Below are 14,453 nucleotides of genomic sequence, written 5' to 3'. Positions count from 1 at the left end.
GCCGAGCGTGCCTGGCAAAAAGGGTACTGCCAGCAATGGAGCGGGAGTGTGCCGCTATAGAAGTTCAGTTAAAAGAAGTAGTTGATCCCCACTGCGAAGTTATTGTCCTGGGCGGCATCTTCGGCCGGGTCATCCATGTCGCTGAAGTCCAGTTTGGCCTCAAAGAACATCACAGTGTCTCTGCTGTATCTATAGTGCAGACCCACCATGGCAAACTGGCGACGCCAGTTCCCTTGAATGGCGCTGTGCTGATCTGTATCCAGATCCAGGTAGCTCAGCATGGCAATGGGCACAAAGCCGTTGTCGTATTGGTAGGCCACCATCAGTTCGGCGCCGGTGGCGTCGTACAGTTCACCGCCAACCAGTTCGTTGTTGTCACTCTTGTGGGCGTTGAAACCCACATACAAACCGCTGGCTTCACGGTTGGGTGCATAGTGATAATAGTCGCCATACATGGCACCTATGCCTACTATCTGGTTGGTCACCTTGAGTTCGCTGCCTTCCAGGTGGCCATCGATATCACCACGGTTGAAGCCGGCCAGTAGTTTGAACTTGTCGGTGACGCTGTAGGTCAGGCTGGCACCGTAGCTGGAATCAAAGTCCAGTTCAGAGTTGGCCAGTGGTTCGCCGTTGCTGTCTTGTACCGAGACCTCACCATCTTGCTTGGCGGCGTATTGCAGTGCCAGATGCAGCGGGCCAAAGTCATTGCGGTATTGGAATGCGGCATCGGCGCGCCCGGTACCCGTCAGGCCACCATCGCCGAAGGTGTAAGCGCCGACGGCATAACCGGCCACGACATTGGGTAAGTCAGTGGTACCGGCCACATCATAATAGGCGCCCCACTGCTTCCCGAAGGTCAGGCTACCCCAGGTATCGTGGGACAGACCGACATAACCCAGGCGGTTGTTAAGGAAGTCATCGGTTTTCTCTGCGGCGAGTCTGCCGCCCTGTAGCACCAGATTGTCATCACTGGTGACCATGTTGATGCCCCATTCGGTGACCGCATAGGCGGTCCAGCCGTTGCGCTCTTTACGCTCGAAGCTCAAACGTATCCTTGACGTGTCGTCAATTACCGAGGTCTCGTGGCCATCATTGTAGGCGGCGAAACCCAGCCATCCGCTGATGCCAAAGCTATTGGTATCATCGTTGTACAGATCGATTGCCTGGGCTGAGCCGCAGAGCAGCAGCGCAGGGATTGCCAGCGCCAGTATTGTCTTGTTCATAGTCCACCTCATCCAATATTGTTATTGATTTAACTTTTGGGTGGGCGCGCACGCAGGGGAGTGCACACCCGTAAGCCTTAAGCGTGTTTCAATTTTTGCTTGTCGTTTTTGTTGGAAATAATGCCGAACAGGGTCCAACCGAAGAAGGTTGCGATAGAACCCAGCATCACGGCGGTTTCACCTGAGCTATAGAGGGCATAGAAGCTATACAGGGCACCAATTACCGCCATAAAGTTGGCAATTCGGGCCTGTTTTACAGGGATATTCAATTGCTTTTGCATCACACCCAGAGCAGCCATGGAAAGGATGTAAGGGATGATGTTGGTGACCACGGCCAGGTTAACCAGCGCCTCAAACTGTTTGCTCAGCGATGGGCTGATGGTCATCAGTGACAGTACCGTTTGTACCGAAACGATGATCAGCATGCCGACAACCGGGGCGTCTTTCTTGGTCACCTTGGAGAAGGCTTTAGGGAAGAAACCTTCATCGGCAGATGACTTGAACACCTGGGCGATGGTGAACTGCCAACCCAGCAGGGAACCGGTACAAGAGATGATGGCACAGGCCATGACGATGGAACCGATAGTGGGGTTGAACATTTGCGCAAAGGCCAGACCGAAAGGTGCGTTGGACAGCGCCAGCTCACCGTTGGGCACAATACCGGCGATCACGTTGGTAGAGATGATGTAGATAACCGCTGCACCTATGGTGCCGCCCATTACCGCGATAGGCACGTTTTTCTCTGGGTTCTCTACTGCTTCAGAGTTGGCACAGGCAGATTCCAATCCCAGGAAGGCCCACAGTGTCATGGCGATTGAGCCACCCAGAGCCTTGAAGAATGGCATGTCGTGGGGGTTCCAGGCCGCTTTGTACAGGTCAAAGTCGAACCAGAACCAACCTATGAGGGACACCCCGATAACCGGAATGATAATCCCCCACACGGTAACACTGGATACCTGACCTGTGATGCGGGCACCACCGAAGTTGGCCACAGTGGCCAGCCAGAGCACACCTATTGTGGCCAGACAGATAGCGATGGGGCTGAGTTCGACACCGAACAGCACGGCACCATAGCCCACGGCGGAAATCGCGATGGCCACGTTGGCGATCAACAGAGATACCGCATAGGTATAGTTGGCCATAAAGTTGCCACTGCGACCGAAGGCATACTCGGCATAACCGCCCATACCACCGGATTTTTTGCTGAACATACCGCACTTGGCAAAGGCATAGGCCAATGCCGTTGAACCCGCCGCCGTCACCAACCAGGACAGAATTGAAATCGTTCCCACCTGAGCCAGCTGGGTTGGCAGCATAATGATACCTGAGCCCATCATGTTCACTATGGTGAGTATGGTTAGCTGAACCACGCCAATTTTATTATTTGCTTTGCTCATAATTATTTACCTAAGTCATGTTGCCAGGTGGCGGGGCGCCATGCCCCGCCGCTTATGGTTAAGCTTTCAGGACATAGCCCATGGCCTGTTGCCGGCCTTCAGGGGTTTGTTCCAGATACACGCCTTGCAGCTCAGGTGAGAAACCCGGCAGCAGATTGATCCCTTCTTCCAGGGCGAGGAAGTAACGTTGAACCGCGCCACCCCAGATCTCGCCGGGAACCACACAGAGCACTCCCGGTGGGTAAGGCAGGGCACCTTCGGCCGCGATGCGTCCTTCCACCTGTGACAGGGGCACCAGCTCCACATTGCCGCGGATAAACTCTATGTTGGCTTCCTGTGGGTTCATCACGGCTTTGGGGAAGTGGGCCTGGCGGAACATCTCTTTTTGCAGCTGTTTTACATCATGGCTGACATAGAGGTCATGCATCTCCTGACACAGCTGGCGTATGGTGTAACCCTGATAGCGTTCCTTGTTGGCGTTGTAGACATTGGGCAGCACTTCAGACAGCGGCGCATCTTCATCGACCAGCTTCTCGAAGCGGGCAATCTGAGATACCAGATGCTGCATCTTGGCCATGTTTTCGGCCGGGGTGATCAGGAACAGAATCGAGTTGAGGTCGCACTTCTCCGGAATGATGTTATTTTCACGCAGGAAGTTGGCCAGAATCGTCGCCGGAATACCGAAGTTGGTGTACTTGCCGGTTTCGGCATCGATACCCGGAGTCGTCAGCAGGAACTTACAAGGGTCGACGAAGTATTGGCCTTTCTCATATCCCTCGAAGGCATGCCATTTCTGACCGGGTTCGAATTCGAAGAAGCGCAGGTCATCGGCCATCTGTTCGGTTTCATGATCCTGCCATGGGGTACCTTCTATCATTGGCGGAATGAATGGCTTGATATATTTGCACTTTTTCAGCAGTAGTTTACGGGCTTCGATACCGGCTTTCACCGCCTCACGCCACAGGAAGCGGCCACTGGCGCCTTCGTGCATCTTGGCGTTGACATCCAGTGCGGCAAACAGCGGATAGAAGGGGCTGGTGGAGGCGTGCAACATAAAGGCGTTGTTGAAACGTTTATGGTTGCAGTATCTGTCCTGGCCCTTGATATGGCTGTCTTTCTTGTGGATTTGCGAGGTTTGTGAGAAACCGGCCTGTTGTTTGTGTACCGACTGGGTCACCAGGATCCCCGGATCTTCTGCGGTCAGCTCCAGCAACAGCGGTGAGCAGTCGTTCATCATGGGTATAAACTGCTCATAGCCCACCCAGGCGGAGTCAAACAGTATGTAGTCACACAGGTGACCTATCTTGTCCACGACCTGACGGGCGTTATATATGGTGCCGTCGTAGGTACCCAGCTGGATCACCGCCAGACGGAAGGGGCGCTTGGCATCGGCACGGCTGGGGTCAACCTTGCGGACTTCTTCGCGCAGATAGTTTTCGCTGAAACAATGGGCATCGATACCGCCGATAAAGCCGAAGGGGTTACGGGCAGTTTCCAGATAAACCGGGGTAGCACCGGCCTGGATCAGCGCTCCGTGGTGGTTTGACTTATGGTTATTGCGGTCAAACAGTACCAGATCGCCCTTGGTCAGCAGCGCATTACACACCACCTTGTTGGAGGCTGAAGTGCCGTTGAGGACAAAGTAAGTCTTGTCGGCATTGAATACTTTGGCGGCATGCTTCTGGGCATCACAGGGGGCGCCTTCGTGGATCAACAGGTCGCCCAGTCTGACGTCGGCGTTACACATGTCGGAGCGGAATACTGTTTCGCCAAAGAAATCAAAAAACTGACGGCCAACAGGGTGCTTACGGAAGAACTGGCCGCCTTGGTGTCCTGGGCAGGCAAAGGTGGAGTTACCCATTTCCACATATTTCTTCAGTGTACCGAAGAAAGGTGGCAGCAGGGCCTGCTCATATTTATTGAGCGCGGTTTCTACCTGTTTGCCGTAAAACTCAGTACTGCTGCTGGCGCACAGCTCAAATACGCCGGTAATGGAAGAGCAGATATCATCGGGAAAGGCTTCTTCACAACATACGGCAACGAAGATCGGCAGTTTCAGGCCTGTGTTATTGATTTTGTCAACTATACCGTTATTAACGTCTGTGACTGAAACAACCACGGCACCAATATCGCAAAAGTCGGTAGTTAATACGTTGACCACTTCTCTTTCAGTATCAAAACAAGAACGAACAGATAAACTTGCTGCAATTTTTAGTGATTTCATAAAATAACCTTATTTAAAAAAGTCAGCAGGGCTCGTATCGGAAAATAAATTCCAATATTAAAATTTAGATAAAGTCAGCCCTGGGCTGATATATTCAAGCAGCGATATTTATGTAAGGCGTAGAGATACCATGACGAATGCTTCGTCAGAGAATAAGGTATAAGAAAGCCTTACCGTTACGCGTGCAGGATATTACCGGCCGAGTAAAAGCAACTAATTGTATGTATTGGGGATGCTAAGGAGATGGATGCGCGGAGCAGCCTATCTCCTCAGTCAGCGATGATTGAGGCGGGGAAAAAGTAGGAGTAGTCAAAATAGTCACGATGGGTTGGCATCATGATATGTCGGGTGCGCCTTATATGCGCCATGATTTTGGACTTTCTCTTCATATACAACTCCATTACGTTTAGAGAAAAGCACTGGTGATAACTTAATTGCGAGTTTATATCCGGCCAAAAAATAAAAGTATGAGCTAAGTCATAGTTCCAATCACTTGTGAAAAAGTGTATCTGCTTATTTTAAATTTTTATTGTTTTTAATGAATTGTACCAAAAAACTACACTTTATATTTATATATTGTTTTGGTTATACATAAAATAAGGAACATTTAAAATAAATGGATATGTATGATATATCGATATATTTGAGATTATATTGCGATTATTTGATTAAATATTCACTTTATTAAGACTGTTGCATAAAGGTAAATGAGTCGGCGGATTATTCCAGTATCAGATATTTGTATGGTGCTTGACGTTGTCGGGGCCAGGGTTGAATACTGTCCTCTATATCAGCAGTGGAGAGTGAGATGGAACAAGAGCAGTACAGCGACAGTGGTTTCTGGGCCAAACTCAAGGGTTATGCCAGGCAGGCCGGCAGGGAGGTAGTGCAAAAGGCGCTCTGGCTATACTATGCCGCCCAAAGACCCGATACCCCCAAATGGGCCAAGACGGTGATCTTTGGCGCCCTGGCGTATTTCATTACTCCCTTGGATGCCATTCCGGATCTGACGCCCTTGGTGGGTTTCAGTGATGATCTCGGTGCGCTGGCAGCGGCACTGACCATGGTGAGCCTCTATGTGAATGCCGAGGTGAAGCAGGAAGCCGATCAGACGCTGAAGCGCTGGTTTGGGGATGAGCAGTAACTCAAGGTTGGCCGTCCCTGGCCCAATGGAGAAGGTTCAGAAGCGCCAGTTCAGATCGAAGTCGTAGCGAATGCCTATGGCAATGCTCTTGTCGGTGGCACCTTGTTCGTTGTCTTGCTGCAGGTACTCCAGGTGCAGGCGTACATTGCCGGCGGGGTTCCATTCCAGCGTGGTGTTGAAGCCCTGATAATCCAGGCTGATATCGGGCTCCAGGCCATCATCGAAGCGGAAGTAGCCCAGCTTGAGTTTGTAGTCCTGCCACAGCGGGATGGCCAGCGCGGCGTCCAGGGTGCTGCCGTCCCTGTCTTCGGAGCCTGTCAATTGATAGTCTTTATACTGGTAGGCGAGCGCCAGATAGATGCCGTTGTCGAAGCTGTAGGCCACAGCGGCGGCGCTGGTCTTATCCTTGCCTGTCTTTAGCCCACCCTCGAAATTGTCCTGTTCCAGATAGCTCACCCCCAGATGCAAACCATGCCAGTCAAAGCCCAGACCCGCATTGATGGCATCGGCGCCGCTGTTATCGCCTTCACCATCGAAACGTGCCGAGGCCATCAGGGTAAAGTGTTGCAACTTAAACTGGTACAACGCCAGGTTGTCGGCGAAGAAGGGGCTTTCCTGGTTGTAGGCAAACGGGCTGTTGGCGTTGTTGAATATGTCTGTGTATTCGGCCACCAGGGTGTACTGCACCGGCCGCTGGCGGCCAAAGCTGAGTTGACCATAGGGTGAATCCACCCCGGCAAATGCCAGCCTGGCATCGCCGAAGCTGCCATCACCATTGAGGTTGATTTTCCATTCACCCTGAGCCAGCAAGGCCCAGCCGGGGGCAAATTCGGTGCGGCCCTTGACGCCGATACGGGACAGGGCATCGCCCACATCCCACTCATCTGTGATGTCACTGTCGCTGTAAACCAGGGTCGGGCGCAGTGAACCATAGAGGCTGAAGCTGGTGTTCTCGGCACTGGAGCTGACTTGTTGCTGTTCCAGGCGTTGCAGGCGCTGGTCAATCTGCTGCCAGTCACCGTTGCTGTTATTATCGGCCGCCATTGCTGTCAGCGGCAGGGCACAACTGAGTAAATACAGGGAAGATGTTCGCATCTGTTTGTCCCTCATTTGGGTATAGGGATCCCCGACCCATCAGGGCCGTGGTTGCCATAGGTTTGGAAAACCCTCCCCCGGGAGCAGGAGGAGGGCGCAGGGGTTATTTGCCTTTGGAGAGGCTGTCGTACCAGAGGTTGTGGTGCTGTTTCGCCCAGTTTTCGTCGCACTTGCCACTGAGCATACATTCCATACCGCCTTCAGAGATCACTGTGGCCATATAGATGTGCACTATTGTAAAGGCGCCGAGTACGAAGGCACTGACTAGGTGGAGGATCAATGCCAGATTGGCACCGTCTTTGGTGGCAACCAGGCTTGGGAACATAAGCACCAGACCCGAGCCGACCATCAGGGCGCCGAACAAGGCGAAGCACCAGAACCAGAGTTTTTCACCGGCATTGGCAAAACCGGCATCCGGATGCTTGCCCTTGAAGGGACCGAAGTTCAGATAGCCGCCAACCACTTTGAGCCAGCCGATATCACAGGCTTCCGGCAGTTGCTTACCGGCCCATTTGACCACCATGACCGCCCATCCCAGGATGAAGGGGAAGGCCATCAGGTCATGCAGGGCTACCGAAGTGCCGATAAAGCCGGTCCAGTGGGAGGCGCCCATGTTGGGTTCCAGCCAGAAGCGGCCGGCAACCATGATAAGGCCTGTGATGATTAGCAGCAGGCAGGCGATGGCGCCCACCCAGTGCACCAGCACATCCATGCCACTCCAGCGGTCAACCTTTTTGCCGGAAAAGCCCTGGCTCAGCTTGGCTTTACCATTGATGGCCACGAACAATGCCAGCAGTACTATCATGCCAAAGAAGCTGTAGCTCAGGAGGTCGGCCCACCAGGAGGCCGGCGCCAGAGTATCGAGATACCCTTGATTGACGGGGGGCAACGCGTCCGGGAACTGTGCCTGTTGCGGCATGCCCCTGAGTTCAGGGATATCGCCCTGAATCGCCACTTCCTGTATCGGTTGCCACTGTTGTGGCTCGGGTGTCAGAGTGTCGGCGGCCAGCAGCGGTAAGCTGAATACTAAGGCCACAGCACCTGAGATAAAGGCATTCAAACTTTTCATGTCAAATCCTTAAACATCTTAATGATGCTTTGCAGTCGGAGTCTCGACCCCGGAATTCTTCAGTCTGGAAGTGAGGAGGTCTTCCAGCACCTGGGCATAGCAGCGCCAGAAATCCAGCCGTGCATGTTGGCTGATCCCCTGGGCAAACGCCTGATACCAAGTGCCCAGGTGTTGCTCGAGGAAGACTTGCGCCAACTGCTCCAGCTCATCGGCTGCGGCCGGGTCTTCGTTTTGCTGCTGATGGCGCAGGGCCTCGGCACAAAACAGAAACTCCAGCTCATTGCCTATATAGTCCGCCGGTTCGTTGAAACCTGTATCCGTCACCAGTCCCAGCTGCTGGTAGAAGTCGGCGACCTCCAGAGTGCGATCCGTATGGATCTGCCGGCCGACATCGCGGTAGACAGACTCATAGGGAGGCACCAGTAACTTGGTGGGGCCGATACACATACGGTTGAAGTCACACTCAAGTTCCAGAGGCTCTGATTGCCAATGTTTGGCTTGTTGGAGCAACTCTGGATAGCGCTGCTCCTGTTCCAGCCAATCGATAAGCCGCTTGAGCGATTCAGGGCTTGAGGGGGCAAACAGCATTCCCTTCAAGGCCTGATAGCCGCTGGCGACCGGACCGAGGTCGAGATGTGTCATGGCCGCTCCTTGATGATGACCATATTGGGCTTGGTGATGCAGTCGCCGTAACCTACGCCTTGTTTACTGGCTGAAGGTTTCTGGGCCAACACCTGCTGTACTCTGTCGGTATCCAGACACTTGACCGGACAACCGTCGACACAGGCGGGCTTGAGACCCTGATCGATAAGCTCAATACACATGTTGCACTTGGCGGCTTTGCCATCGGTTTTCAGCATGACTACCGCATCATAAGGGCAGGCACTGACACACAGGCCGCAACCGCTACATTTCTCGCGGTTGAGTACTACCAAACCATCGTCACGCACTGTATAGGCCTGAGCCGGGCACACCATGAGACAGGCCGGGTTGCCGCAATGCATGCAGGAATGGCTGAGCCACACGTCCACCATGCCGTCGTCACGTTTGACTTCGTAGCGGTCTACCTTGCGAAAGCGCACGTCTTCCGGCAGCTCATTGTGGATCTGGCAGGCTATGGTGCAGGCCTGGCAGCCGACACAGTTTTCCTGTCTGAAGACGAATCCGAGTTGATGTTTGTTTTCCATGAGGATCTCCTTCAGGCTTTGGCCAGTGCCACGCGGGTTGAGTGATAGGCCGAGCAGCCGCCCATATCGGTCAATTTGTCTGTGGTCAACGAGTTGGTGCAGCCTTCGGTGCCGTTGGGATTGAGCCTGAGCCAGTTACACTTGGGAGTCATCAGCGAGCCCTCTGGCACACCTGTGGTGACCATGGCCACAAATTTGGCTTCACCTCTGTGGTTGCTGAGTTTGACTGTGTCGTTGTTGGCAATGCCGTATTGCTGGGCATCTTTGGGATTGATCTTGACGTAGTAGGCTGGAATGGCGCGGATATATTTCACGTTGTAGAAGGAGCTGTTAACCCGCTGTGGTACCCCGGAAGATAGCAAGCGGAATGGCAACTCTCGCTCTCTGGGTTCCATCTCATCCTCTGGCAGGCCCCAATCCAGTACCGGATGGAAACCTGCATCGGCCATCAACTGAGAACTGAATTCAATCTTGCCGCTTGGGGTTTCATATTTACCGTCGGCCAATACGGGCTGAGGAATGTCCAGCTTGATGTATTTCTCCTTCATCAGCCGGTCATAGGTTACTCCTTTATAGTACTCGGAGTCGGTATCCAGCAGCTCGCGGATCACATCGTCATTGCTTGCCCGGAAGGCGGGGTCTTCAAAGCCCATTGCCTGGCCCAGCTCGCGGAAGAAGGTCCAGTTACACTTGGTTTCACCCAGAGGTTCAATCACCTTCTGGCACACCTGTACATAGTAGCCGTGGTAGTCGCCGACAATATCATCGGTTTCAAACTGGCTGGCAGCCGGGACTATAATGTCGCAGTACTGCAGAGAGTCTGTCATTACCATGTCGTGGCCGACAACAAACAGGTCTTCGCGCTTCATCCCCTCGAGCACCGCATTGGTATCGGGTGCCACAACCACAGGGTTACCGTTATAGATGATCATCCCGTGGATCGGCTTGCTGGGCTTGTCGTGGCTGGTGGGATTGGTTGGATGCAGCGCCTTGGCCAGCTCTGTCATATTGATCCGCTGGGCATCCGGATTCGGGCGCATATATTTGCCGCTGGCCTGGTACTGATTCAAGCCACCACCGGCATGAACGTTGTCATAGATAAGGCCGTTACCGCGCTTACCGAAATTGCCTGTGACCGCCAGCAGCATGGCGACGGCACGAGACATACGGGCACCGTTGAAGTTGCGCTGGAAGCCATAACCCATACGCAGCATGGTTTTTTCGTTTTCACCCAGTACCTGGGCAAACTCAAACATCTTGGCTCTGGGTACCCCGGTAATGGCTTCGATTTCGTCGTAGCTGATTTCGTCGAGGCGCTTGAGCAACTCGTCGTAGCCCATGGTCTGTTCGGCAATAAATTCATGATTAACCAGATCTTTTTCTACAAGATACTTCATGATACCGGCACACAGTTGTACGTCTGTGCTGGGGCGAGGTTGCAGGTAGATGTCGGCCTGAGAGCACAAAGGTGTGCGCTGTGGGTTGACCGCCAGCAGCTTGGTGCCGCGATCCCTGGCCTGGTTGATGAGCTTGATGGCTATGGTGTTGGAAACGACTTCATCGTGTCCCCAGGTCAGATAGACGTCACTGAGCAGCACATCTTCAGGATCCGGGCCGAGGAAGGTGCCGTAGAGTGACTTGAGGCCGTCGTAGGCGGCGTAGGTACATACCTTACGTTCCAGAATGGAGGAACCGATACGGTTCCAGAAACGCTCGCCGGAGGCCGACATGCCGATGGCACCATAGTTACCCGAATAACTGTAGGGCAGAATTGCTTCCGAACCGTGCTCATTGATGATCTGCTTAAAGCGGCTGGCGATCTTGCTGTAGGCCTGATCCCAGGTGATCCGGCGCCACTTGCCTTCACCCTTCTTGCCCACCCGTTCCATAGGGTGCAGGATACGGTCGGCGGCATAGGTGTATTGCACGTAGCTTTGCCCCTTGAGGCAGGGGGCCTTGCCAGTCTTGGCCTGTTCCTCGGCGCCGGTGACATAAGTCATTCTGCCGTCCTGAACCCGGAACTTGAGCAGACAGCGGGCGGCGCAGTTACGCAGGCAGCTGTGGTACACGACTTTGCCGTTACGCTTGGCCAGCAGCCCTGAATTGGCTCCCGCCTCTTTGGCATTGGCAACACCGGGAGTCAACCCTGACAGGGAGGAAAGCACGGCTGTGGCGCTGGCCCCCTGTAGAAATGTGCGTCTGTTGATTTTCATAGTCATCACTCACCATAATTTGGACCCTGGGTCCGTTATGATTGTTGGCCCAAGGGCCTTTATAGTGCCGGTTTCCCGGCGTTACCCCGGGGGAAACACCCCCAGGGCTAAGGTGCGTTACATTACAAAGGTTTGCAGTTGGTTACGGCCATTCACCAGGCTGACAGTAAGCAGTTGACCATCGCGAACCAGCAAGCCCTGTGGGTTGTTTGTGCCAGGCAGTTTCACACCTGAGTGAACTTCACCTGTGAGCAGGTTGAGTTGCATGGCTTCACTCGCGTCATTGTTGAGCAGCCAGGCTTGCTCGCCATCGACGCTGATACCCGTCAGTTGTGGCAGCGCCTTGCCTTCAAGCCCCTTGAGATTGGCTTCGGCAGACAGTGTCATGTCACCCTTGTCGAAACGGGATACCACCAAGGCATCGCTGAATTCGTTGCGGGTGGTGACAGTGACGTATTGATCCAGCGCTTTGCTGTAACCCAGTGCCAGGCTATAACTGGTCTTGGCTCTGACAGTGCTGAACTGACCACGGGCCGTTTCGCCTATGCCGTCGCTGCTCTGATTGAAGCGGCGATAGTTCATTTCCCAATTTTGCTCAGGATCCACTACCAGTTCGGCCCAGGCCTTGTTGAATCCCATCACCAACAGGCTGTTGGCCGAGGTAAAGCTGACGCCGCTCAAGGTTTCAATGTGCAGCATATACATGCCGTCGATTTGCGCCTGCGTGAGCAGCTTGAACTGACGGTCGAGTATGTAGACCCAGTTGTCTGAAGTGGTCAGGGCGTAGAGCTGGCTTTCAGGCTGGTAGTCGATGGCAGTTACCCGGCCGGAAATCGCTTCCGGCAATGCCGTTTGACTCAGTAGTCTGGCTTCTGGAGCCGAGGTAAACAGTGCAGCCGTCTTGTTCCAACTTTCTATATCCGGGTTGCTGATGGCATAGGCGCCGCGGGCATTCGGGGCATAGGTTGGCCAGTGGTCCAGTTCCCAGCTCATGAACTTGGGATTGAAGGATACGCGGCCTGGACTGTCCTGGCCGACGAAGGGAATCGGGCCGGTTTGGGTGAAGGCCTGTACTATGTTGCCGGCAATCACTACCAGGAATACTCCGCAGGCCAATTTTGGCAGGGTGTCCAGCGGCTGTTTGCCATAGGCGTTGCCGGGAAATTTATTGCCCAGGGTCAGCATCAGCAGAGCAACAACCACAAGGACCACGATAAAGACCAGCAGTGCCCAGGTGTAGGTATGGGCGCCCATGATCTTCAATGAGAAGCCCTGGCCTATGTCGCTGCCGAGGTTGATGGAAGTATGCACGGATGCCATAAAGGCACCATAAATACCCAGCCAAACCAGCGCGGCAATATATTTCGGCTTGAGGCCAAAGCGCACAATATACAGAGCGGTCAGCGCCACCAGAATCATTGCCGTACGTTCTTGCCAGCAAAATGCACAAGGGTTATCCAGGAGAATAAATCCGAAAAAGAAACAGGCAATACCTACGGGTAAGGCCATGATGACAATAGCGGCTAAGGATGCCAACTTGTTGAATATATGCTCTTTCATAACGACTCTTTAGTAATTTCCGACTGGAAGTAAAATGCCCCAGGACATCATGATCCAAATAAAGAAACTCATTCCGATACAACCGAAAAGAAGTTTATCTGCCAGTTTTTCTTTTTCTGGTTTCTTATAAACCAGATAAGCGGCATAGGCCGTAATGCAAAATAGTGTGAACTCCATTGGATACCTCTTGTTTCACTTGTGATTTATCTCTATGTGGCCGCAGCCAAACGCCATTCCCGTTCCAGTCCATAAACGAGTTTTGATTTCACCCAGTTGAATGCCGGGGAATTATTAATATTTCCATAAAGAATGTAATTGCCGACAGTACGATGTTCGCTACGGATTTCTTTTATATTTTCAATCATGTTGTCAGATAATCTTCGATAACTGACCGCCGGCAACATGTCGACAAACTTGCGGGTAAATTGATTGCAGCTGAGGGTTATATTGTCCGACTCGGCAAGGATCTGCATCGCGGTGGCAACACTGTCTGTATAACCGGCGACATCCATCTGCAGGCCGTTGTCACGACACAGATTGACCAGCAAAGGGCAGGTCAGGTCGTTGTAGTTGTCGATTTCCAGCAAGGGATAGTGGGATAGCTGCTCCAATGACATGGATTCGGACAGAATTGGATGATCTTTTCTGGCCAGAATGTAGATATCACCTGTCTCAGAGAAGATTTCATAGTTGAGCCGGGTGTCATCAAAACCTTCGTAGACCACCACGAAATCGACGCCGCCACCAATGAGTTCATTGCTGCAGTCATGGCTGAGTGTACGGATGTCGAAACGCAAGTTGGGGGCTTCGGGAAGAATATAGTTATCTATGACTTTATGAACCGCATAGACAAACTCATCATAGGCTCTGATAACAAAATGACCGCCGGATTGGCTGGGGGAAAAGACAGAATGTTGCCTCTCAAGCAGTTGATATTGTTCTACCAATAATTTGGCGTGTGGGATTAACTCTTCGGTCTTTTGTGTAGGAATTAATCCATTTGATTTACGGACAAATAAAGAGTCCATAAAAACATCACGTAGCGCATTTAGTGTACGGGTGACGGCACAACTGGATATACCTAATTCGGCTGCGGCCAAGCTTCCTTGACCATGTTTATATACAGCGAGTAAAACTTTTAATTGGTTGTAATTAAGGCTGTCAATTTTCATGTAATCGCTCCCCACACTGCTGAGACATTACTATGAATTCATTGTTGGCCTATTGCCAAGATTAAGATCACATTGAGAAATAGTTAATTATTTGAAACATGAATTGCTTCCTATTTTTAGCTAAGCGAAAAAACCTTATTTCCGCAGACGAAATTAACATAGGGTTATT

General features: G+C 52.6%; 13 protein-coding genes. 1 reads left to right on the top strand and 12 read right to left on the bottom strand.

Annotation, left to right across the window (positions count from 1 at the left end):
• Positions 1–68 precede the first annotated feature (68 nt).
• From ACMHXI_RS11745 to speFL, 4 genes are all read right to left on the bottom strand, one after another.
• On the bottom strand, positions 69–1,223 hold the full coding sequence (locus ACMHXI_RS11745; RefSeq protein WP_107006159.1) for a porin: 1,155 nt from the start codon (positions 1,221–1,223) through the stop codon (positions 69–71).
• 77 nt (positions 1,224–1,300) lie between these two features.
• On the bottom strand, positions 1,301–2,620 hold the full coding sequence (gene potE / locus ACMHXI_RS11740; RefSeq protein ID WP_028780970.1) for a putrescine-ornithine antiporter: 1,320 nt from the start codon (positions 2,618–2,620) through the stop codon (positions 1,301–1,303).
• A gap of 58 nt (positions 2,621–2,678) precedes the next feature.
• Entirely contained in the window at positions 2,679–4,844 is a 2,166-nt protein-coding gene (speF, locus tag ACMHXI_RS11735; protein ID WP_025011933.1) for an ornithine decarboxylase SpeF, read from the bottom strand.
• A 269-nt stretch (positions 4,845–5,113) separates the two neighbouring features.
• Positions 5,114–5,212 carry a leader peptide SpeFL gene (gene speFL / locus ACMHXI_RS11730; RefSeq protein ID WP_352167380.1) on the bottom strand — a complete coding sequence of 33 codons (99 nt, stop codon included), beginning with the start codon at positions 5,210–5,212 and terminating at the stop codon, positions 5,114–5,116.
• A gap of 440 nt (positions 5,213–5,652) precedes the next feature.
• On the opposite strand from speFL, the gene ACMHXI_RS11725 reads away from it, so the two are divergent.
• Complete coding sequence (locus ACMHXI_RS11725; protein WP_025011932.1) at positions 5,653–5,988, top strand: YkvA family protein; 336 nt, start codon at positions 5,653–5,655, stop codon at positions 5,986–5,988.
• A gap of 36 nt (positions 5,989–6,024) precedes the next feature.
• On the opposite strand, the gene ACMHXI_RS11720 is transcribed toward ACMHXI_RS11725, so the two are convergent.
• The 8 genes from ACMHXI_RS11720 to ACMHXI_RS11685 form a co-directional block, all read right to left on the bottom strand.
• Positions 6,025–7,083, bottom strand: coding sequence for a porin (locus ACMHXI_RS11720; protein ID WP_208155549.1), 1,059 nt, complete (start codon positions 7,081–7,083; stop codon positions 6,025–6,027).
• Positions 7,084–7,186: 103 nt separating this feature from the next.
• Positions 7,187–8,152 carry a formate dehydrogenase subunit gamma gene (locus ACMHXI_RS11715; RefSeq protein ID WP_044733495.1) on the bottom strand — a complete coding sequence of 322 codons (966 nt, stop codon included), beginning with the start codon at positions 8,150–8,152 and terminating at the stop codon, positions 7,187–7,189.
• A gap of 18 nt (positions 8,153–8,170) precedes the next feature.
• A complete protein-coding gene (locus ACMHXI_RS11710) occupies positions 8,171–8,794 on the bottom strand; it encodes a molecular chaperone (protein ID WP_208184366.1) in 624 nt (207 codons plus the stop codon).
• A complete protein-coding gene (locus ACMHXI_RS11705; protein WP_107111687.1) occupies positions 8,791–9,339 on the bottom strand; it encodes a 4Fe-4S dicluster domain-containing protein in 549 nt (182 codons plus the stop codon). Before ACMHXI_RS11705 ends, ACMHXI_RS11710 begins: the two co-directional genes overlap by 4 nt.
• An 11-nt stretch (positions 9,340–9,350) precedes the next feature.
• Positions 9,351–11,552: a molybdopterin-dependent oxidoreductase gene (locus tag ACMHXI_RS11700; RefSeq protein ID WP_208184367.1), complete on the bottom strand. Its 2,202-nt coding sequence runs from the start codon at positions 11,550–11,552 to the stop codon at positions 9,351–9,353.
• Positions 11,553–11,669: 117 nt separating this feature from the next.
• A complete protein-coding gene (locus ACMHXI_RS11695; protein WP_208161823.1) occupies positions 11,670–13,112 on the bottom strand; it encodes a disulfide bond formation protein B in 1,443 nt (480 codons plus the stop codon).
• 9 nt (positions 13,113–13,121) lie between these two features.
• Positions 13,122–13,289, bottom strand: coding sequence for a hypothetical protein (locus ACMHXI_RS11690; protein WP_164489371.1), 168 nt, complete (start codon positions 13,287–13,289; stop codon positions 13,122–13,124).
• A 32-nt stretch (positions 13,290–13,321) separates the two neighbouring features.
• Positions 13,322–14,284 (bottom strand): LysR family transcriptional regulator, encoded by a 963-nt coding sequence (locus ACMHXI_RS11685; RefSeq protein WP_025011927.1) that lies wholly within the window; start codon positions 14,282–14,284, stop codon positions 13,322–13,324.
• Positions 14,285–14,453 lie beyond the last annotated feature (169 nt).

The sequence above is a fragment of the Shewanella sp. BJSY2023SW005 genome, from assembly GCF_047314585.1.
Classification (GTDB): domain Bacteria; phylum Pseudomonadota; class Gammaproteobacteria; order Enterobacterales; family Shewanellaceae; genus Shewanella; species Shewanella algae.
This window is presented reverse-complemented; position numbering and strand designations above follow the sequence as displayed.

What these genes read in the sequence shown, in the direction of transcription:
- ACMHXI_RS11745 (WP_107006159.1), bottom strand. Translation starts at nt 1,223, where the DNA reads ATGAACAAGACAATACTGGCGCTGGCAATCCCTGCGCTGCTGCTCTGC.
- potE (WP_028780970.1), bottom strand. Translation starts at nt 2,620, where the DNA reads ATGAGCAAAGCAAATAATAAAATTGGCGTGGTTCAGCTAACCATACTC.
- speF (WP_025011933.1), bottom strand. Translation starts at nt 4,844, where the DNA reads ATGAAATCACTAAAAATTGCAGCAAGTTTATCTGTTCGTTCTTGTTTT.
- speFL (WP_352167380.1), bottom strand. Translation starts at nt 5,212, where the DNA reads ATGGCGCATATAAGGCGCACCCGACATATCATGATGCCAACCCATCGT.
- ACMHXI_RS11725 (WP_025011932.1), top strand. Translation starts at nt 5,653, where the DNA reads ATGGAACAAGAGCAGTACAGCGACAGTGGTTTCTGGGCCAAACTCAAG.
- ACMHXI_RS11720 (WP_208155549.1), bottom strand. Translation starts at nt 7,083, where the DNA reads ATGCGAACATCTTCCCTGTATTTACTCAGTTGTGCCCTGCCGCTGACA.
- ACMHXI_RS11715 (WP_044733495.1), bottom strand. Translation starts at nt 8,152, where the DNA reads ATGAAAAGTTTGAATGCCTTTATCTCAGGTGCTGTGGCCTTAGTATTC.
- ACMHXI_RS11710 (WP_208184366.1), bottom strand. Translation starts at nt 8,794, where the DNA reads ATGACACATCTCGACCTCGGTCCGGTCGCCAGCGGCTATCAGGCCTTG.
- ACMHXI_RS11705 (WP_107111687.1), bottom strand. Translation starts at nt 9,339, where the DNA reads ATGGAAAACAAACATCAACTCGGATTCGTCTTCAGACAGGAAAACTGT.
- ACMHXI_RS11700 (WP_208184367.1), bottom strand. Translation starts at nt 11,552, where the DNA reads ATGAAAATCAACAGACGCACATTTCTACAGGGGGCCAGCGCCACAGCC.
- ACMHXI_RS11695 (WP_208161823.1), bottom strand. Translation starts at nt 13,112, where the DNA reads ATGAAAGAGCATATATTCAACAAGTTGGCATCCTTAGCCGCTATTGTC.
- ACMHXI_RS11690 (WP_164489371.1), bottom strand. Translation starts at nt 13,289, where the DNA reads ATGGAGTTCACACTATTTTGCATTACGGCCTATGCCGCTTATCTGGTT.
- ACMHXI_RS11685 (WP_025011927.1), bottom strand. Translation starts at nt 14,284, where the DNA reads ATGAAAATTGACAGCCTTAATTACAACCAATTAAAAGTTTTACTCGCT.